General features: G+C 56.8%; 15 protein-coding genes and 1 pseudogene. 10 read left to right on the top strand and 6 right to left on the bottom strand.

What is annotated here, in order from left to right; translation table 11 throughout:
• Positions 1-138 precede the first annotated feature (138 nt).
• From AC0L7U_RS04665 to flaF, 4 genes are all read left to right on the top strand, one after another.
• Positions 139-1,629: a flagellin N-terminal helical domain-containing protein gene (locus AC0L7U_RS04665; protein ID WP_473694187.1), complete on the top strand. Its 1,491-nt coding sequence runs from the start codon at positions 139-141 to the stop codon at positions 1,627-1,629.
• Between the two features lie 285 nt (positions 1,630-1,914).
• The gene (locus AC0L7U_RS04670) at positions 1,915-3,402 is read left to right on the top strand and encodes a flagellin N-terminal helical domain-containing protein (protein WP_473694188.1); all 1,488 of its coding nucleotides are present in this window, start codon (positions 1,915-1,917) and stop codon (positions 3,400-3,402) included.
• Between the two features lie 225 nt (positions 3,403-3,627).
• Entirely contained in the window at positions 3,628-4,095 is a 468-nt protein-coding gene (gene flbT, locus AC0L7U_RS04675; RefSeq protein ID WP_473694190.1) for a flagellar biosynthesis repressor FlbT, read from the top strand.
• Entirely contained in the window at positions 3,977-4,354 is a 378-nt protein-coding gene (gene flaF, locus AC0L7U_RS04680; RefSeq protein WP_473694192.1) for a flagellar biosynthesis regulator FlaF, read from the top strand. The genes flbT and flaF overlap by 119 nt, the downstream gene beginning before the upstream one ends.
• 388 nt (positions 4,355-4,742) lie before the next feature.
• On the opposite strand, the gene AC0L7U_RS04685 is transcribed toward flaF, so the two are convergent.
• The 4 genes from AC0L7U_RS04685 to AC0L7U_RS04700 form a co-directional block, all read right to left on the bottom strand.
• Positions 4,743-6,281: a flagellar protein gene (locus AC0L7U_RS04685; RefSeq protein WP_473694193.1), complete on the bottom strand. Its 1,539-nt coding sequence runs from the start codon at positions 6,279-6,281 to the stop codon at positions 4,743-4,745.
• An 8-nt stretch (positions 6,282-6,289) separates the two neighbouring features.
• Positions 6,290-8,143 (bottom strand): flagellar hook-associated protein FlgK, encoded by a 1,854-nt coding sequence (flgK, locus tag AC0L7U_RS04690; RefSeq protein WP_473694194.1) that lies wholly within the window; start codon positions 8,141-8,143, stop codon positions 6,290-6,292.
• Positions 8,144-8,265: 122 nt separating this feature from the next.
• Complete coding sequence (locus AC0L7U_RS04695; protein ID WP_473694195.1) at positions 8,266-9,513, bottom strand: flagellar hook protein FlgE; 1,248 nt, start codon at positions 9,511-9,513, stop codon at positions 8,266-8,268.
• Complete coding sequence (locus AC0L7U_RS04700) at positions 9,410-9,649, bottom strand: flagellar basal body protein (RefSeq protein WP_473694196.1); 240 nt, start codon at positions 9,647-9,649, stop codon at positions 9,410-9,412. The genes AC0L7U_RS04695 and AC0L7U_RS04700 overlap by 104 nt, the downstream gene beginning before the upstream one ends.
• A 494-nt stretch (positions 9,650-10,143) precedes the next feature.
• Between AC0L7U_RS04700 and AC0L7U_RS04705 the strand changes: the two genes are divergently transcribed.
• The 4 genes from AC0L7U_RS04705 (at position 10,144) to AC0L7U_RS04720 (ending at position 13,862) form a co-directional block, all read left to right on the top strand.
• Positions 10,144-10,635 (top strand): hypothetical protein, encoded by a 492-nt coding sequence (locus tag AC0L7U_RS04705; protein WP_473694197.1) that lies wholly within the window; start codon positions 10,144-10,146, stop codon positions 10,633-10,635.
• Positions 10,636-10,638: 3 nt separating this feature from the next.
• Positions 10,639-11,175 (top strand): SixA phosphatase family protein, encoded by a 537-nt coding sequence (locus AC0L7U_RS04710; protein WP_473694198.1) that lies wholly within the window; start codon positions 10,639-10,641, stop codon positions 11,173-11,175.
• 87 nt (positions 11,176-11,262) lie between these two features.
• Positions 11,263-12,759 (top strand): YcjX family GTP-binding protein, encoded by a 1,497-nt coding sequence (locus tag AC0L7U_RS04715; protein WP_473695659.1) that lies wholly within the window; start codon positions 11,263-11,265, stop codon positions 12,757-12,759.
• Positions 12,756-13,862, top strand: a complete 1,107-nt coding sequence (locus AC0L7U_RS04720; RefSeq protein ID WP_473694199.1) for a YcjF family protein — start codon at positions 12,756-12,758, stop codon at positions 13,860-13,862. Before AC0L7U_RS04715 ends, AC0L7U_RS04720 begins: the two co-directional genes overlap by 4 nt.
• A gap of 117 nt (positions 13,863-13,979) precedes the next feature.
• Here the strand turns inward: AC0L7U_RS04720 and AC0L7U_RS04725 are convergent, their stop codons facing one another.
• Both AC0L7U_RS04725 and AC0L7U_RS04730 read right to left on the bottom strand, forming a co-directional pair.
• Positions 13,980-14,300 (bottom strand): 2Fe-2S iron-sulfur cluster-binding protein, encoded by a 321-nt coding sequence (locus AC0L7U_RS04725; protein ID WP_473694201.1) that lies wholly within the window; start codon positions 14,298-14,300, stop codon positions 13,980-13,982.
• 115 nt (positions 14,301-14,415) lie between these two features.
• Complete coding sequence (locus AC0L7U_RS04730) at positions 14,416-14,772, bottom strand: Hpt domain-containing protein (protein ID WP_473694203.1); 357 nt, start codon at positions 14,770-14,772, stop codon at positions 14,416-14,418.
• Between the two features lie 833 nt (positions 14,773-15,605).
• Between AC0L7U_RS04730 and AC0L7U_RS04735 the strand changes: the two are divergent.
• Together AC0L7U_RS04735 and AC0L7U_RS04740 are read left to right on the top strand one after the other, a co-directional pair.
• Positions 15,606-17,796 (top strand): annotated as a pseudogene (locus tag AC0L7U_RS04735) (apolipoprotein A-IV repeat region-like domain-containing protein); the annotation flags it as partial.
• A 21-nt stretch (positions 17,797-17,817) separates the two neighbouring features.
• Positions 17,818-21,087, top strand: a complete 3,270-nt coding sequence (locus AC0L7U_RS04740; protein WP_473695661.1) for an apolipoprotein A-IV repeat region-like domain-containing protein — start codon at positions 17,818-17,820, stop codon at positions 21,085-21,087.
• Positions 21,088-21,109 lie beyond the last annotated feature (22 nt).

The raw sequence follows: 21,109 nt of genomic DNA on the forward strand, positions 1-21,109 counted from the left end.
AAAACCGCGTCACTTAACTTCCGATTAACCATAGAAATGCAAGTTCTTAAGCATTGATTAGGGTTAACAGAAGGTAATCCCGATCAGTCTGCTCAGGATGAACAGACATATTCAGGACCCAGGAAAGGGACGCATAAAATGGGCGACGATATTACCCTCTCTGCCGCCGTGCGGCAAAACTTGCTCACTCTACAGTCGACGGCTGATTTAATGTCCGGTGTCCAGAACAAGCTGGCAACCGGCCTGAAGGTAAACTCGGCCCTTGATAATCCCAACTCGTTCTTCACCGCTTCCGGATTGAACTCCCGCGCCAGTGATCTAAGCAACTTGCTGGACGACATGGGCCAGTCTCTGCAGACCATCAAGGCGGCAGATCAGGGCATCACCACGATCACCGATCTGGTTGAAACGGCAAAAGCCAAGGCCAATCAGGCCCTGCAAACCCAAAGCCAATATGAACGTGCCCAGTTTGCCAAGCAGTACAATGACCTGCTTGAACAGATTGAAGACGTTGCCAAGGACTCGTCCTACAAGGGCAAGAACCTGCTTGGCGGTGATGGCAACGATCTGACGGCGATCTTCAACGAAGACAACACGTCAAAGCTGACCGTCAAGGCTGTCGATTACACCGACACTGCAATCTCCGATGGCCTTAACCTCTCGGAGCTCGCCGAGGCCCAGGGTGGCGCGACCTCTTTCCAGCTCGAAGGTGGCGCAGGAAGCCTGACCCTCACCGATTCAAACTCGGATGCCTTGAATTCCGGATCACTTCTGACAGATAGCGGAGCCTTCACCGCTGGTGACAGCATCACCTTGCGCACCGCAGCAGCTAGCGCCGGGACTGCACTCGTCACGATCAGCATCACATCAACGCTCACCGTTGCTGATGTTGTGTCGCAACTGGACGCTGTCGCAGGCGTTCGGGCGACCTTTGACGAAACCGACGGGTCTCTGGACCTTGTCGCGAATGACGATGTGTATCTGCACTCAGATGCGACAACTGATCTTATCAGCCTGACATCGGCCAATTTCAGTGCGACCTCACAACTGCTGACAAATTCGGCCTCCTTCAAGGTGGGAGATGTGCTGACCCTGCAAGATGGCAACAACTTCGAGCTTGGGTCTCTGGAAATCGACGAGACCACGACAGTCAAGGATCTCCGTGACTTCCTGGACGAGTCAAAAGGCATTGATGCAAAATTCAATGCTTCAACTGGCAAGGTCACGATCCAGAGTGACGTCTCGCTCAGCCTGACCAGTGACAATGCGGATTTCAATGCGGATAATTTTGTCGCCGACACAGATGGCGTCAATGTTGCTGCCTTTGTGGATTCGGGATTTGCGACCGATTCTGCCATTAACAAGACAGTTGACCGGCTGAACTCCGCCCTGTCCGAACTTCGAGCACAGGCCAGTGACTTCGGCACCAATCTGTCGACCGTTCAGATCCGACAGGACTTCACCAAGACGATGATCAACACCTTGCAGGAAGGTGCAGGTCTTCTGACCCTGGCCGACACGAATGAAGAAGGTGCCAACCTTCTTGCCTTGCAGACACGACAGCAGCTTGCCACAACATCCCTCTCGTTCGCGTCGCAGGCGGACCAGACAGTTCTCTCGCTCTTCTAAGACAGAAGAATCACCCGGCAAAGCGACTCACAACCTAACAACCAGACCCGGCGGGCAAACCACGCCCGCCGGCGGTCATTAACGTTTTAAATTTAGATTAAAAGGGATATTTCTCTAGAAAATTCAGCATATTATCGGATTTCTCTTGGTAACTGAGAAATTGAAAGTTTTGACAACTGCACGCAGCGTTAACTTTCAATTTACACTTACAGCCTGAGCGCCTCGAAACAACGCGAGGCGGACAATGCGCATTGCCTGAATGCGCGCTCAAACTGTGGTGGAGCCATGAGCGATATTGTTCTTACAAGTGCCGTCCGTGACAATCTTCTGTCCTTGCAGAAAACAGCGGACTTGCAGTCTCGCACGCAAAACAGGCTGGCTACCGGGCTGAAGGTCAATTCGGCGCTGGACAACCCGAACTCCTATTTCACGGCGGCGTCTCTGAATGATCGCGCCAGCGACATGACCAACCTGCTCGATAACATGGGTCAGGGTGTTCAGACCATCCGGGCAGCCGATGACGGCATCACCTCCATCACCAAGCTGGTGGAATCCGCAAAGGCAATTGCCAATCAGGCCCTGCAAACGCAAAGCGAATATCAGCGCAAGGTCTACTCCCAGCAGTACAACGACCTGCTCGAACAGATCGAGGATCTGGCGCGCGATGCCGACTACAAGGGCAAGAACCTTCTGGCTGGCGAAGGCAACGAATTAAAGGTGATCTTCAATGAGGACAGCACCTCAACGTTAAAGGTCGAACCGGTCGATTACACCGACACGACGCTTTCAACAGGTCTGGCCCTGATGGATCTCGACACCGGCGCCGGAGCGACCACCGCTTTCGGCATGGCCTCTGGCAATGTCAGTGTAGCGCTGACCGGGCTGCAAGCCTCATCCAAATTGTCTGACCTCGCAAACTGGTCAGATGGCGACATCGTGACCGTTTCAGATGGCGCTGTCAGCTATCAGTTGACCGTTGGCACGACCATCACCACGGTGCAGGATTACGTCAACGCCTTGGACGATCTTCAAGGCATCAAGGCCACTTACGACGAAGACACGGACTCCCTGTCGATCACTTCGGGGCTCGATACGGGCACGACATTGAGTGTATCCAAGGACAATGCAGGCGGCGGCACGGCCACGGCCGGTGGCGCGGCGGCCGGCACGGCAACCACCCTCGTCACGACCGCAATGACTGCCAATGCGACATTGATCTCTTCCGGTGGGTTTTCGGTTGAAGACATTCTCTACATCACCGATGGCAACAATTATGAAGCGGCTTCGCTGGAAATCGACGACGACACAACCGTGAGCGATTTCGTCGATCTGCTGCAATCGGTCAAGGGCCTACAGTCCACCTTTGCGCCCGGTAGCATCAGCCTGCAAGGCGATGTCAGTTTCAATGTCACCAGCACGAACAAAGATTTCAACGTAACGGACTTCTCTGTCACCGATGGCTCAGTCGCGCTGACGGCAACGGATTCAGGCTTCAAGTCGGATACGGACATCGAGCGAACACTGCAAGCAATCAACAATGCGCTCGATGAACTCAGGTCGTCAGCCAGCACCCTGGGGACCAGTCTGTCCACTGTGCAGATCCGAACCAACTTCACCAAAGAGTTGGTCAATACACTGGAAGTCGGAGCCGGAAATCTGACGATTGCCGACATGAACGAGGAAGGCGCGAACATGCTGGCACTTCAAACGCGGCAACAGTTGTCGTCAACCGCCCTTTCCCTTGCCAACTATAGGCAGAGCAGAGCGTCCTGAGCCTATTTGGTTAATTTTACCAGTGATGAACAAAATTAATGCCACTATTTCATAGTAATTTTTGACATAGCAAATAAATACGATAATCTATTAGAATAAACGTCTCTCTTAAAAAGAATCCACGCCTGTCTGCGCAAGTTCAATTTGTTAACTTTTAAGAAATGTGGATGTCTGATACTTGATATGGAGGTCAAGAAATGGCGCTCAAGGTAGAGCTGAAGCCTGGTGAACGAGATCATCATTGGCGATTCCGTCATTACAAATGACAATCAGAGGACCCGCCTTTTTATCGAGGGAAACGCGCCAATTCTGCGGGAAAAGGATATTTTCACCGCGGCCACAGCGAACACCCCCGCCAAGAAGGTCTACCTCGCCGTTCAGCTCATGTACCTCTCCAGTGAAGTGGAGAAAATTCAGGAAGACTACTTCACTCTTGTCAACGACATCATCAAGGCTGCGCCCAGTACGATTCCGTACATTACGAGAATCAGCAACGCGATCCTCGGCGGAGCCTTCTACAAAGCACTGAAAGAAGCACGCAAGCTCATCGAGTATGAGAGGACGCTGATAGAAAATGTACAAACAGGCAGCGCAGGCCTACCAGAAGACGAGTCAGGTGGCAGTGTCACCGAGGGAACTGGAGGCAAACCTACTGATGAAGGCCGCAGGTCGGCTCCAGTTGATCAGGGATGACTGGGAACAGTCGTCCTTCGCCGAACGTGACGAGGTCCTGGTCTACAATCGAAAGCTTTGGACCATTCTCGTCACTTCTGCCACAAGCGCTGAAAGCACACTGCCACAGGATTTGAAGAACAACCCGGCTTCGCTGGGTGTTTTTGTGTTCAAGCACACCATGACGATCATGATGTATCCCGATCCGGACAAGCTCGCCAGCCTGATCCAGATCAACCGCAGTATCGCGGAAGGGCTCCGGGCACGGCCTGAACAATGATCCGGATGGCGGCGCGGTATAAGATCCGGGCCGCCCCACAGACAGCCCCCAATTCCTGCCTGCTTCAGCCGTGGCCGATACTCGGCATGCGTAAGCCAACGGACACGGGCTTGATGGCGTAATGTACCGCGCCCCTCCCCCGTCTCCACGTCTCCACGTCTCCAGAAATGAACGGTCGCCTCGATCAAGCCAAGGATCACCTCCCGTGGCCGTGAGGGGCAGCGTCTCAGTCGCAGTGCTGCTCCACGGGTCATACCAGCCCCTTGCCCGATGCTGACAGGACAAAGGCTCGGTCACCACAGCCCAGCGCGCTCCTCAACAGGCAGAAGCCCAAAAAAAACGCCCCCGAAAACGGAGGCGTGGAGTAGATGTGCATAAGGTTATACGTTCAAAGGAAGTCAACCAGGCTCAAATTATAAACAATTGATGAAGCGCGGTAAGATGCCTCGATGTTGGTCTTGAGCTGAAGGATCTCTGCGGCAAGAACTTCATTGTCCACCCCTTCGATTTCATCAATGGTTCCCTGGTAGGTGGACTTGGTCTGAGCGTGGCGATCATCCGTATCGCTCACTGTGCGAAAGGCGATGGAAATCTCGGTGTTGATGTCGGCAATACCGGACTGATCCACCCCCTCGGGTGCCAGCACACTTTTCATGCCCTCAGACAGCGCATTGTAATAGGCCTCGTCCGTTGTGCCCCCGCCGGAAAAATCCGCAGCCACGAAGGTCGCCAGCGCTTTCATCACAGCAGCAGGGCCTTCCTCATTTGCCCGAACGCCGTAACGCACCGACAGGTTGTCGTCGATGACCGCCGTTTCATCCTTGCGTGGATTATCCGTGGGCGAATTGTCGCCAGTGTACCAGGCGACTGTTGTGCCCGCACCCGACACTTGTGCCGTCGCCGTCTCGTAAGGCGGACCATCAATGCGAAGCGTGTCATCCCCGCCAAACGTGTCAAAGAACTCATCCGCCGCCCACCCATCGGCCGTGGCCTTCAACTTGGTCTGAGCATGCGTTTCAATCTCTGAAGTGATGGCGCTCAGGAGATTGTTCGCCGTCTCTTCCAGATCCGCACCAATTGCAAACTGCCCATCGGCCCCATTGGTCGAGGCGGCCGTAAAGGTAAAGGTCACCGGCTCGCTATGGTCCGGCGGCAGGGTCAACTGGATCTCCAGCGTCTCCCCCAATGTCGGCTGTCCGGTGAATTGAACGTCGAAGCTGTCCGGATCGCCGCCACTTGGACCTGTCAGCGTCACATTGCTCAGATCATTGGTGACGCTGTCAATGTCATACCCAAAGTCATGTGCGCCATCTTCGGCAATGGTGAAAGTGCTGTCCGTGGGAACTGCTCCGGCAAAGTTGGTGGTTGAGGCAGCCGGAATGATCAGACGACCATGATTGTCAGCGCCCAGATTGGCCGCCTCATATTCCGCCATCACATCGCGCAGCCCGGCCTTGCCGTCTGCGCCGTCGAGCAGTTCCTCAACCTGTGCCACCGGATTGCTGTTGGCATCACTGCCCCCATAGAGATAGCGTCCGGCAACATTGCTGTTCAGCAAGCTGACGGCTTCATACAAGAGCACCTCGGATGTAGCTTGCGACGTGGTTTGCCCGTCAAGCTGCAATTCATAGTCATTCGGGTCGATGGCGGCCTTTGAATCAAGCCGAAGGTCTTCCAGACGATCCAGCGTGATGTTCAGCGTATTGAGTTGCAGGTTCGCCTTGGTGATCGTCTCCTGATAGGAATCGATACGCGACACCTTCTGTGTCAACTCAAGATCGAGAAGCCGGTTTTGTCCTACACCACCATAGGTGTTGGACACTTTGCCAGTGGCAAGTTGCGTGGTGCGTTCCTGCAATTTCTTCGTCAGGTCCGTAACCTGCTGCGTCAGATAGGAACGCGATGTTGTAATGGTATCAAAAGCCATGACGTCACCTAGACTGCGTTGAAGAGAACATCGTACATTTCATTCACCGCCTGCATGACCCGTGCATTGGCCGTGTAGGAATTCTGCAACTCGATAAGAAACGCCATCTCCTTGTCGACATCGACGGAGTAGCTTTCCTCGTAGCGGATCGCCAGATTGCTGGTCAGTGTTTCCTTGGCATCGGCATAGGTCGCCGCGTCTGACGCCTGATCGCCCTGATACGCCACCATCTGATTGACATAGGACAGAACCGTGCCTTCATAGGGTGTGCCCTTGGTGCCAATGCCCGCCGAAGGGTCAAACGCAACCGTGGTCTGCGCCAACTGCCCAACCAGATATTCTGCCCGCGACGAGTCATTTTGCGAATTTTTTGTTGGCGTGGTCTCATAAGTGACCAGCAAATCGCTGTCATCCAACAGATCTGGATTGACGGTGATCGCACCGGCGTAGCCAACGCTCTGCCCGCCATCCTCAAGAGCATCCGTGAACAGACCGCCCCCATCGCGCGCGTCGGTGAAGATGTTGAGCCCCAATCCCTGATCTGAATTGGCGGTCGGCGTGATATTGGCATTCAGGCTGTCGACACTCGCTCCGGTTCCCGTATTGCCGAGAATCTGGAGATTGTCAGAGCCGTCGTTGCTCACCGCCAAATCCGTTGTCGCAAGGGCAGCCTGGATCTGGGTGATGGTATCTGCGGGGTCACCACTGGAAATATCGATGCCATAAACCGTGTCACCCTTTTGGGCCGTCTGACTGTCAGCCAGTGGCAGCAAGGACGGATCAGTGACGGCAACGAACGACACATTCTGCGTCGCGCCCGCCGCATCCTCATAGGACAAGGTGATCGTGTTGCCACTCTGCAAGCCGGAGACATCCAGCGTGAAACCGTCTTCTGTTCCCACGGTGGTATCTTCGCCCTCAACATTCACATTGGACATGGCGAGCGACAGCTGTGTGGCCAATTCGTCAAGTTGAGCCTGTGCTTCCGGGAGAACCTCATCGCGCAATTCGCCCAATGCCACCATGGAGCCAGAGCGCGAACTGTCGAGCAGATCAAACGTGGTGCCACCGGGTGTCTTCACCTCAACCGAACGACCCGACGCGCCGGGTTGCAGATTGACGCTTTCGGTAAAGCTCAACGTCGAGGCCTTGTTGTCGGCATAAAGCTGATCCCCGCGCGCCGTCATGATTTTCAAAGTGCCAAGGCTGCCCTCAGAAACACTGACATCAAGGTAGCCGGACAATTGCTCGACGTAACGGTCGCGCTGATCTTCAAGTTCGACCGTTGTGACACCGCGGGACTGGGCATCAAGGATCTGGCTGTCGGTATCCTGAATATTCTGCAACAGATCGTTGACGTCATCAGTCTGCGAAGCCAGCAGATTATCGGTCTCGCTGCGCAAGTCGTCGATGTCACCGTAACTGCGGTTCATTTCCTGCGCCAGATATTGAGCCGATGAGACAACCTGCTGCTGCGCGGAAAAGCTGCCCGGCGAGTTGACGAGCTGTGCCAGAGAATTGGAAAAGTCTGTCACCAGCGACGCAACACTCGACCCATCGTCCAGCGTGCCGAACACCTCATCCAATCGCGTGGTGAAATCGCTCATGGCCGCCGAATATTCCCGGTCCGACAGGGACTCGAAATAGGAAGACTGGATCTGCTCGTCGACAACGCGCCGCACATTGCCAGACAACACGCCGGCGACGCTGCCATCGCCCTGGAAGAAGACATTTGCCTCGACCGTTTTCAGCGTATAGCCCGCCGTATCGGCGTTGGCGACGTTGGCGGCGGTCAGATCGATCTGCTTCTGATTGTAAGTCAAACCGAAAAGCGCTGTATTCAATGCTGACGACAAACCCATGGTCGTGTCTCCTGGTGTTGCACACCCAGTCCATGCGACCTCATTCGAGGCCAAAAACCTGCAAGGCTGGCGCAGCACGAAGAAGCTTCATGCCCCTACGCGCCACGCCTGCCCGAAAGCCGTTACCGAACCATGCTCAGCGCATCGTCCAGCATCTGATCCGCCGAAGTGACGACCCGTGAGTTGGCCGAATAGGCCTGCTGGGTGATAATGAGTTTCGCGAATTCGTCGGCAATGTCCGAGTTCGACTGCTCCAGCGCATTCGCCACCACCTCACCGCCGCCGGTTAAATTGGCAACGCCAGATGTAGCTGTGGCTTGAAAAGCGGCGCCATCGACGCGTTGCAGGTTCTGCTCAGCCTGAAAAGTGGCGATCGGAATTTCGAAGAGCGCCCGGCTCTGGCTGTTCGAATACGTCGCATTCACCTGTCCAGCAGAATCCACGGCAATACCGATCAGCTCACCCGCCCCATAGCCGTCCTGTTCCAGATCGACAGAGGACGCGATGCCGGTTGAATTCGAATACTGCGACAGGGAATCCCCCGCGAAGGACACATTGACGTTGGACGTCGTGGTCGATCCGATGGTCAGGGAGGCGATGTCGAAGCCTGTGCCATTGCTGTCGACGGTTCCGTTTGCGCCCGTCGTCAATGTATCCAGCGCACCGCTGCTATCGAACGTGGCCGACCCGATCTGCAACCAGGAGGGATCATTGCCGCCACTGCCCAGATACATACTCCAGGTGTCTTGCGTAGATGTCACGGCATCTTCATTTGCGGTCTTGGCCCACCGCGCCTGCACATTCATTTCGGTGCCATTGGCATTGTAGATCGTGATGGAGCCGCCACCAATGGATCCAGCCAAAAAGGTCGATTCATCCGCGGATGCAACATCACCGGTGCCGACGGTCGCCGTATCCAGCAGCGCCGTGTCCGGATCGCTGCCGTCGTAATCCGTCGTATCAGGCACGATCGGCAGGGAAATCTGATAGTCGATGTCGCTGGTTGCCTGTGCCGCAAGTGGCAAATCGTCAATCTGGATCACTTCGGGAGAATCGCCGACCGGATTGCCCGTGGTCGGATCAATCTCGAAACCCGTCAGGTAATACCCGGAGCTGTTGACCAGATAACCGTCTTCATCGATCTCGAAATCACCGGCGCGCGTATAATATGGCGTATCGTTGAAGGTCGTTGTCCCGTCAGATACGCTCTCCGGTGTCTGCACGACGAAATAGCCTTCGCCGTTAATCGCCAGATAGGTGTCCACTTCATTCGACGCGATGTCGCCCTGCAAGGTATTGGTCGCACGCGATGTGGCGTAGGTCGTCCCGGAAACCTGGTCTCGCCTGGACGGATCCCCCGCCGGACACAAGATCCGAAAAAGTCGTATCCAGTCGCTTATAACCAATGGTCTGGGTGTTCGCGACGTTACCGGACAAGTTCTCCAGGGCGGTTGCCTGTGCAGCCAACCCGGAGATGGCCGAATTGATAGCCCCATAAATGCCCATCTTACTCTGATCCTCTCAAGCTCTGGGCCAACGCCCACTCAACACCCTCAAGTATTCGCAAGCGGCATGCCAAATCGTTCCAAATATTTTTTCGAATTCGAATCAGTGACTTGCGCCGGGACACTGAAATCAATCCTGATAAAAACAACAGGACCACAAAAACTCAGAGAGGAAACTTTTATCCGGCAAGTTCCATCTCAGGTCTTTTGACAAATGTTGATTTGGACATTGCTTTTATTACGAAGTTTTCTTGGAAAAATGAGCGCACGGAAGATTGCTGATGCATGTGAGCAATCTGACAAGGCGGCTTGCGCTTGAGGGCTGCCAGACCGACAATACATTTTGTACAGATCAGATTTGCGCGCGCCATGACGCGCATCGCAAGGTCATGGAGGCCCCGCTGACTTTGACACCTCGACAGCCATCCGCGGACGAGCCGCTATACCACCGGCTGCGGTTTCTATGGTGCCTTGGCACTGGCAGTCGCATGCCTGATGGGGGCAGCAGTCACCGCACAGGCCGAGGATTATCTGATCAAGGAAGACAACGGCTGGATCAATGATGTTCTGGGCATGCACCATTTTTCCGGCCTGCGCTGCCCGGACAAGGTGGGCGCATTCTATCGCACTAAAGTGCTCGCCTCGGATGGCGACCGGGTGGCCGGTTGCATCTACACCACCCGAAAAGGGCTCAACGCCGTTTTGCGCCAGCACGAGAAGAACAGTGGCGAACGTGCAACGCAAGAGTTCATGACTGCCTATACTCAGGCAGGCTTCACCCCCATCACACTGACAGGCGCAGCTGCCGACGGCATTTCCTTCAAGACCCGTTCATGGACGCCGGAACCGCTGATCGAGACCATGTGGCGATTTTCTGGCCCCAAAGCAGATTACACCCTCTGGATCGCCTATCAGCTGCCCGAGGATGAAACCACCATAGGACCCGGGCTTGCCGCCTTCGTCCAGACCCTCCAGAATCAGAATTGATCCATGTCCAATAAAGATACCAAGACCCTTCGTCTCATTCTCATGCGCCATGCCAAATCAGACTGGAGCAATCCTGAACTCGACGACCACGACCGCCCCCTCAACGCACGTGGCGAGCATTCCGCTCCGCTGATGGCGCGGTGGCTTTTACAGAACGACCTGCTGCCCGACCGGGTCGTGTGTTCAACCGCCGTTCGCGCCCGCAAGACGCTGGACCCGCTCCTGCCTTTGCTGGCTTCAAACGTAGATCCCATTCTTGCCGAGGAACTCTACCGGGTGAGTGACAGCACCTATGTCGACCTGATCAACAAGCAGCCCTCGAATGCCAAGGTTCTGATGATCATTGGCCACAATCCAGCAATTTCCGAAACGGCTTGCACGCTGATCGGATCCTCAGAGCCTGATCTTCGGGATCTCAGGAGCCAGAAATTCCCAACCGGAAGTGTCGCCGTTCTCGACTTCGACGTGCCGACCTGGGCGGATGTCGACAGGCGCAGCGGTAAGCTGATCAATTTTCAACGGCCTCGCGCCCTCGACTAAAGACTTCGTGACAGGGTCGCACTTGCCCTGCCCTCTCACAAACCTACATCAGAGCCGGAGGAACTTGCGTGAGCCGACTGTTGTCACCTGGCCGATGAGGCCCGTCTGACATTATCGAACCTGAGTGATGCGGCCGTCGATCTGACAGTGCCCAGCCTGCGTCTTGGGGTGACGGGACTGGCACGGGCCGGCAAGACCGTCTTCATCACCGCGCTGGTGCATAACCTGCTGCACGGAGGCAGACTGCCGGTGTTTCGTGCCGCCGCAGGTGGTCGCCTTAGCGATGCCTATCTTCAGGCCCAGCCCGACGATGCCGTGCCGCGTTTCGATTATGAAGCTCATGTCGCCGCGCTGGTGAAAGATCGCATATGGCCCCAGTCGACGCGACAGATTTCTGAACTGCGGCTCACCCTCGAATACGAGAGTGCCTCCTATTTCTCGCGCAAGTTCGGACCCGGCAAGCTGCACCTCGATCTGATTGATTATCCAGGCGAATGGTTGTTGGATCTGCCACTTCTGGGCAAGAGCTATGCAGCCTTCTCCGCCGAGGCCATCAAGCTTGCCCGCGCATCCAACAGGAAGGAACCGGCAGCCCCGTTTCTTGCTGCGCTCAGCTCTGTCGATAAGACCGCAGAAGAGAGCGAAACCGATGCGCAAAAGCTGGCAGAGGCTTTCAAGCGCTATCTTGCAGACTGTCGTCAGGAAGCCTATGCGCTATCGATGCTGCCGCCCGGCCGCTTTCTGATGCCGGGCGATCTGGAAGGCTCACCCGCTCTGACCTTCGCTCCGCTTGACATTCCCCATGATGCTGCAGCACCGCGCAAGGGATCGCTTCATGCAATGATGGAGCGACGCTATGAGGCTTATAAGGCGCATGTCATCCGCCCGTTCTTCCGGGATCACTTCGCACGGCTGGATAGGCAGATCGTTCTGGTTGACGTCCTGCACGCCCTGAATGCCGGCCCCACTGCAATGACCGATTTGCAGACCGCCCTCGGCGAGGTCCTCACCAGCTTTCGGCCCGGCAAGAAGTCATGGCTCAGCTCCATCCTGTCCCGGCGTATTGACCGCATTCTGTTTGCCGCGACCAAGGCGGATCATCTGCAACGACAGGATCATGACCGTCTTCAGACCATCTTGAAGAAGCTCGTCAATCGCGGCATGGAACACGCCCAGTTCAAGGGGGCCGACGTTCAGGCACTGGCCCTTGCCTCGGTGCGCGCCACCCGAGAGGCCAGTATTCAACATGGCCGCGAAGACCTGCCCGCCATCTTCGGCACGCCCATGCCCGGACAGAAATTTGACGGCAAGCTTTATGACGGCGAAACGGAAATCGCTATGTTTCCCGGAGACTTGCCTGACGACATTGACTCACTTTTCCAACATTTTGAATCAAAACCTGAAGCAGAGGCCAAGCAGGCCAGCGCCGTTGAATCAATTTCTGAAGCGCAAGACGATGCCATCCACTATCTCAGGTTCCGTCCGCCGCAACTGGACAGAACCGCAGAAGGTATGACCTTGTCCCTGCCGCATATTCGCTTGGACAGAGCCCTCGATTTCCTGATCGGAGACTATCTCGCATGAGCCAGCCCTCGGATCTTTCACAGCCTCCGCGGCGTCGCCCGACCGCGCTGTCGCTTGATGATGAGCGCGTGAGGTTCTCCACCCGAGCCTCTCTCGCAGATGCAGAAGACGAGGCGGATTTTGCAGAACCGCTGATGACGCAGGACGGACAGGAACTGCCACGTCTGGAAGCGGGCGTCGCCTCACCCAAACGCCGCTGGCACTTCGGCCGCTGGATCATGAGCGGGCTGGCCGGTCTGGTCAGCCTGAGCATTGGGCTGGCCATCGACAATCTGGTGCGCGATCTCTTCGCCCGCACGGACTGGCTTGGCTGGGTTGCAGTCGCCCTTACCTGTCTGGTTGGGGTCGGGCTGGTCGGCCTGATCATTCGGGAGGCCGTCGGTTTGCGCCGTCTCAAGAAGATCGACGGATTGCGCGAGGCGCTTGCTTCATCGGCTGCAAGCGACGATAGCCGAGAGGCAACGAAGGCCCTCAAGGACCTGATGGCCCTGTATGAGGACCGCCCCGAAACAGCGCGCGGACGCAAGGCGCTCAAGAGCCATCTTGAAGAGATCATTGATGGCCGTGATCTGGTCATGCTGGGAGAGCGCGAGTTACTCGCCCCTCTTGATCTGGAAGCGCGCCGCATTGTCATGAACAGCGCCAAGCGTGTCTCCATCGTCACGGCGGTGAGCCCTCGCGCGCTGATCGATATTCTGACGGTGCTGTTCGAAAACCTGCGCATCATTCGCCGTCTGGCCAGCCTTTACGGAGGTCGCCCCGGCACTCTGGGCTTCATCCGGCTCACTCGCCACGTACTGACACATCTGGCGGTAACAGGCGGCATGTCGGCAGGTGACAATCTCGCCTCTCAAATCCTCGGTCACGGACTGGCAGCGCGCCTGTCCGCCCGTCTTGGCGAAGGCGTCATCAACGGTCTGCTGACAACCCGCATCGGGCTGGCTGCCATCGCGGTGTGCCGCCCATCGCCGTTCCTAGCCACGAAAGGGCCAACGGCTGCCGAATTCATGAGCGAATTGGTCCGCAGCTCCACGCCACCCGACAAGACGTCGGAAACAACCAAATCCAAATCGCGCGCAGAAAACCGCAAGACCAACGCTTGATCCGGCATCTGTTGCACGTCACGGACCGTCAGCCACATACAAAAATGGCACCGGCGACACCGGTGCCAAATGCACTTTGAAAATCAAAGCCGCAAACACTGCCCAGAAGCGTGACGCTCAGGCCTGACGCTCAGGTACATGTACGACCAAGCCATCAAGATTTGCATTTACCTGAATCTGGCAGGACAGACGCGAGGTCGGCTTCACGTCATATGCAAAGTCCAGCATATCTTCTTCCATGGGATCCATGTCCGAAAGCTTGTCCTTCCAAGCCTCATCCACATAGACGTGGCAAGTCGCACAGGCACAGGCACCGCCGCATTCGGCCTCAATTCCCTGCACCATATTTTTGATAGCCGTTTCCATCACCGTGGCACCTTCAGAGGCTTCCACTTCGGTGCGCTGCCCATCAGGCGATACATAAGTTACTTTTGGCATGACCCACGTCTGGTTATCGTTGTCGACTGTTCCTCTCTTCGACATAAGCCTTCGTGATCAAAGGTCAAGCAAAGATGGTCAATTCTGTTCGCGACATCGCGCCTTTTGAGGAAGGTCAAGAAGTCCGAGCACTGCCGGAAAAGCCATCAATGACCTGCACAGCCTGTTCAACATCCGCCCGCAATCCGGCAAAGGAAACAGGCTCGCCCTTTAACAGACACTCTTCAAGCGCGGCGCACTGCCCGGCCACGCGCACGGCAGCCACGGCTTGCGACGACCCCTTTAAACTGTGCAACTTCTCGGCACACAAACGTGGATCCGCCTCGCGCTCGATCTCAGACAGCATCGCAAGAGATTGTGTCCGATACATCGTCAACACCTGATTGCGCAAATCCGCATTGCCAAGCGTGTTGGTGTCCAGAAGCTGCATGTCGAAAGCATCATGAGGGTCCGGGCCATTCTCGGGAAACATCGTGGTGTCGACCTTCTGTCGTCGTGATTCGAAACGGGACGCCCCACCGCACCCCACGCGCGGCGCACCATGACCGCCTGTGCGGGGAATGTCATTAACCCTTTAACCCTTCCGCGAAGTCACACGCGGTTTCCCCAAAAAATTTAACAAATGGTTAACGTCGATTCATGAATTTATGCTAACTGTCAAACTTGGCGAGAGTAGATTCTGCTATTTTCCTGCACCCACTGTGGAGCGTTGACCCCGTCAGATCGGCATCAGCCGCCCCCTCGACACGAACGGCGCCACCGGTAACACTGACTCTGCGGCAGAACGCCCCCAAATCAAGCGCCTGAAAAAGGCTTTTTACTTCAAGCCTCTACCATTTATGCCCCTACGTCATATATATGAATCAAAACTTTAAGAAGCCGTCCAAACAGTTTGTATGACTCTGCTTTTTGGAGATTGAAGCAGCGCGATATTTCTCGCCCAACCCACAAAAACAGTATCGGCTGGCAGGTGCAAAACAGCTTCAAACGGCTTTCAAAGAGATGTTTTTCACCACAAAAAGACCCTAGATTTTGCCCGAAGAGACAATCCTAGCGCCTTAAAAGGATTGCCGTTTGTCATTCGTTAGTAGACACTGTGCGATGACATTCAAAGATGTCTGACAAGGTGACATTAAGGCTAACGGAAAGACATGTGTAAGTCTCCGCTTTGCCGTCACCCTGTCAAACCATGAAGGACTTCGAAAGGGCAGCTTTCAAGTCCCTTCACAGGTCAATGCATTCGGCAGGTTACGGCTTGACCGAACCGACCGAAATGTAACGAGTACGGACGTGAGGCGATCCCATATGGCAAATCCCCCGAAGGTGAAAGACCCTGCGGAAGCGGCACTCTCCGCTGTAGAAGAAGCTTTAAAGCTCGATTTCGGCGACACCGCTAGTGACGATCAGACAAATTCAACCATGTCGTCTGCACCTGCAGGATCGCGAGTATCAGATCAGCCGCAGCCCAGCACGGGCGCGAGCGCTCGTGAGAAGCGCCAGGCTGAACGCGAGAAGCGCAGAGGCGGACGGGGCGGAAGACCCCCGGCAGCAAACGATGACCGCCGCAACATTGGCAGCCTCATCTTTGCCCTGCAAAGACGGCCCTCGACGGCCCCCTTCTGGGGCGCCTTTGCCTTGTCGATTGTGTGGGCGCTGATTGGAGTCAGTCTGACGGCGTCGTCGTTCGGACCTCAGTTCTCAAATATTCGCGGACTTGGCGATCTGGCCAATGCACCGGGCGTGCTGTTGGCCATTGTCGCCATCGCCGTGCCGATCGTGTTCTTCTGGGTTATGGCCATGATGATCTGGCGGGCGCAGGAAATGCGCATCGTCGCACGCGGCATGACCGAAGTTGCACTGCGTCTTGCAGAGCCGGAGGACATGGCCAAGGAGTCCATCCTCAGTGTCGGCTAAGGCCATCCGCCGCGAAGTCTCCGCCATGGGGGACGGCATCGAAAGGGCGATTGCCCGCGCCAGCGAGCTGGAAGTTCTCGTTCATAACGAAGTGTCTTCGCTCGAACGCTCCTACAATGACAACGAATTGAAGATCCGCTCGCTGATCGATGAACTGGTCAGCCAGCGTGAATCCATCGTTGCCAATGCAGATCGCGTCCGTGACACGATCTCCGGTGCTCACGAGTCCGTCGCTGCCCGACTGGCCGAGACATCCGACCGCTTCGGCAACACCATCGATTCCGCCACGACGCGGATGATTGATGCCGTTGACGGCCGTACCAACCAGTTCACCTCCTCGGTTGACAAGCAGCTCGAATTCCTGCGCGAAGGACTCGACAGCTCGGGCAACGAACTCGTTGAAACCCTGTCGTCCCGTGCCGGCGATTATCTTGACCGTCTTCTCACGTCGGGTCAGGATCTCGTCGAAAACCTGTCGACCTCGGGCAACACCATCTGGGAAACCCTGTCGACGCGTGGCGAGGAACTCAACACCCGCTTTGCGACAACGGCACAGACCTTCGTTCAGTCGCTGGAAAGCCACAGCTCGAACATCGAGCAATCCATGAATGGCTCCTCCACCCGCGTCATCGAAACGCTGGGCAGCACGGCAGAGGAATTCCGAAAGACGCTGGAAGCCACGGGCAGCACGGTTCACGACGCAATTTCGCGACGCGGCGACGAAGTCAACGACCGCCTCAACAGCACCACCGAGTATTTCGTCGAGACCCTGGGCGCACAGAGCGGCCGGATCGAGGAAATCATGTCCGGCTCGTCCAGCCGGGTTGTTGAGGCTCTTGATCAGAAGACCCAGGAATTCCGCACCACGCTGGAGACCACCGGTCTTTCGGTCGGCGAGACGATCTCCAAGCAGGGCGAAGAGATCAACGCCAACATCGCACTCACCAGTGGCCGCCTGATCGACACGGTCACGACACGCACCGACGAACTGATGTCGTCCATGGAAATGCGCGTCACCGGTCTCGATGCCTCGCTCAGCCAGACGGGCGCAATGGTTGTCGACAGCATCTCCACCCGCGCAGCAGAGGTCACCACAGCCATATCCGAAAGCGGCGCGGACATTGTCGAAACCCTGTCGGAGCGCACCTCGGAAGTTGCGGAAATCCTGCGCGGCACCGGAGAATCCATCGTTGTGGATCTGTCGCTGCGCGGTGGCGAAATCGCCTCCAAGCTGGACGAAACCGCTGGCAGCCTGTCCACCACAATCACCGTCAACGGCGGCGAACTGGTCGACAAGCTCGGCAACATCTCCGAGCGCATCTACGAATCCATTGCCGTCAACGGCACGGATCTCGACGAGCGTCTGGCCAGCCGTGGCCGCGAAATGGCCGACATCATGGAACAGCAGACCATGGGTCTGCGGGACAGCCTTGAGGGCATTTCCGCAAGAATCTCTGCGTCTCTGGGTCAGGAAGCCAACAACCTCACGTTCACTCTGGCCGAAACCGGCACGTCGCTGGCCGAACTCATTGGTACACGCGGCGATCGCATCACCAGCGACATCACCGCAGCCGGCGACCGCCTTGCAACGAATGTCAGCACCATTGGTGAAACGATCACGGCCAACGTCACCATGCTCGGTGACAACATCACCAGCACTGGCACATCCCTGGCTGAAGTGCTCGACAGTCGTGGCACACAGATCACCGCCGACATCAATGCGGCAGGCGATCGCCTGACCACCAACGTGACGTCCATCGGCGAAAATCTGGCTGACAACATCAGCACGATTGGTGATCTGATCACCTCGACGCTGGAAACCAAGGGCTCCAACATTCAGGCCATTCTGGGCAACCAGCTCAATGATCTGGATCACATCGTCACCGAGCGCGGTGGCAAGCTCATCGAAGGCTTCGATGCACGCACCTCGCATCTGACGGAAAGCCTAGACAGCCGCCTCTATACGCTCGACTCCACCTTCTCGACCCGGATCGAGAGCATGGACGAGTCGCTTGGCAGCCACATCAACACGCTGGATCTGACGCTGGATCAGCGCACGTCTTCCTTCGAAGCCGCGCTTGAAACCCGCACAGTGATGCTGTCCGAAGCCATTGAGCAGCGGACATCAGGCATCACCGAAGCCTTGGAAGAAAAGACACGCAACATCTCGGACATCCTGATGGATCGTTCAGACGCCATCACCGTCCGTCTGGGCGAGCGCGTCGAAGCTGCCGGATCAACACTTGCCGAGCGCGCCGAGATCATCGGCACGACCCTCAGCAGCCGTGTCGATCAGGCTGCAACCTCCATGTCGGAAAAGGCAGAACATCTGTCCAAGACGATGACGGAAGGCACGCAGCGTATCGACGAAACCCTCGATACCCGCGCGCGCACCATCAGCGAAACACTGATCACGCGAACCCGCGAGATCGCATCCGCCTTTGTCTCCGGACAGGATGAAATGAACACGGCGCTCGATTCGCGTCTGGCAGAGGCAGGCCTGATCCTGTCGCGTCAGTCCGAACAGTTCACCGAAACGCTGTCTGAACGTGTTGCAGAGATCAATGTCTCTCTCGGAGCCAAGGTCTTCGAAGTGGCCGAGACCCTGGACACGCGCGCCAACCAGCTTGAAACGGTCCTCAACGAGCGTCTGGAAAGCATTTCCGGCACATTGAGTGGCGAAAGTGAAAAAGCCCGCGATATTCTCACCACGGTCATTTCTGAAGCCAGCACCACGCTGTCGGGCGAAAGCGACCGGATGAAGAGCATGGTTCTCGATGCCGTCGCTCAGGCCGTGGATTCTCTGGCTGCCGAACGGTCGCGCACCGTTGATGAAGTCTCGGGTACGGTCAACGACATCACGACCAAATTGTCGGGTGAAGGCGATCGGATGCGTCAGGCAGTTCTTGGAGCCGTGGGCGAAGCACGCGGTGTGCTTGTCAGCGAAAGCCAGAAGGCTGCTGCAATCATCAGCACCACGATGGTCGAGGCCAGTGAACAGATGGACGGCGAAAGCAACAAGGTTCGTGACCTGGTGCTCTCCGCTGTTGCAGACGCTGCCCGCACCATGGCCGCTGAGAGCGAAAATGCGCGCACCCTCTACGTTGGTACCCTCTCCGATTTCTCCGGCTCACTGACCGGCGAAAGCGAGAAGGTCCATGCAGATCTGTCGCGCCTCATCGCAGAGATCTCTGGCAACCTGTCTGCAGAAAGCGAACAGGCTCGCGAAACTCTCAACGAAACGCTGGAACAAGTCCGCGGCCTTCTGACCGGCGAGACGACCGCCATCCGCGATCGTGTCACCAAGGCCGTCACCGAGGCGTCGGATCTGCTTGCCAATCGCGGCATCTCGGTTGCCAACGACCTGTTCGACAAGGCTGCCACCCTCAACGAGGCCTTTGGCGCACGCTCTGGCGAACTGGCCCGTATCATCGGCAACGATGGCAACCAGCTTATCAAAGCTATCGAAGATCGGGCTCATGACCTCACCGACCGCGTCGGCGAAGTTCACCGTGCTATCCTCGATGCCATTACCGTCAAGGGCAGCGAAGTCAGCGATACCTTTGCACAGAACGGCCTTGCAGCGACCCGCTCGCTGGTCGAGGCAGGGGATCGCATCGTCGAGACCCTGAACGACCGCACAGACCGGGCCACCAATCTGCTCAACGACACTCGCGACCGTCTCGACACCGATGTCAGTGGCATCCTGTCGCGTCTGGAAAGCTCCAACAGCGACTTCCAGCAGATTGTTGATGGTGCCAACCAGAACCTGGGCGACATCGAACGCAATCTTGGCTCGCGGGCAAATGAGTTCCGTCAGGCCGTGGATCGTGCCGTCACACAGACCAACTCTTCAGTTGGCCTGATCGACGAACAGGTCGGCGCCTTGCAGACAGTCACGGAAACGACGCTGGCGGACATCACCACCCTCAGCCAGAAGTTCGCCGGTCAGGCCGACGATCTGGCCAGGGCAGCACAGCATCTCGAAGAGACAAATCGTTCTGTCGAGAGCCGCGTCAGTGATCGCAAGACGGCCATCGAGGAAGTCGCCCAAACGCTTCTGGCCAAGACGGAAGCCGTCGACAGCCTGATGCGGTCGTTCACCCAGACCCTGAGCGAAACACTCGAGAACGCCGATGATCGCGCCCGCGAAGCCGCCTCCATGTTGAGTGCTGCGGCAGAAGCGGCCAGCCGTCAGGTGGCCGAGCAATTCGAGGGCATGCGCATGACCGCCGGTCTGGAAGGCAAGAAGGCTCGCGAAGCCATCCGTGCCGCCCAGGACGACATCATGACGGAAATGGGCCGAACGGTGACCGAATCCTCCGAACGCTTCAATGAAGCAGCGACGCGCATGCGTGACGTTGCCCGCGAAGTGCATCGGGAGTTGCAGTCAACCCGCAACGAGCTGAAGCAGGGCATTCTGAACCTTCCGGAAGAAGCTGAAGAAAGTACTGCGGCTCTTCGCAAGGTCGTCAAGGAGCAGATCCAGGCGCTGAACGAACTGTCGGGCATTGTTGCCAAGCACTCCAACTCGCTTGACATCTCCCGCCCACAGTCCCGTGATGCAAGTCTGGCACCGCGCCAACCTGCCGCCCCTGCGCCGCAGTCGTCCTATGCTCCGGCACCGCGTCGTCAGGAAGCAGCTCCAGCCCCGCGCGAACGGGCGCCGGAACCGCGTGACAGCCGCGCAAGCTCCCCCGCCGGCACACAGCCGAACGAGTTGCCACGTCGTCATTCGAAGTCCGCAGAAAGCGTTGGCAACAACAAGGGCTGGGTTTCGGATCTTCTGCGCCGTGCATCACGCGAGAACGAAGACGACAGCACCGGCGAAAGCCCCCGCGGTCGCTCCCCCTGCACTCGGTTGAGAGCCTGAATTCGCTCTCCGTCGATATTGC

The organism is Roseibium sp. 10G30-5, assembly GCF_055809635.1.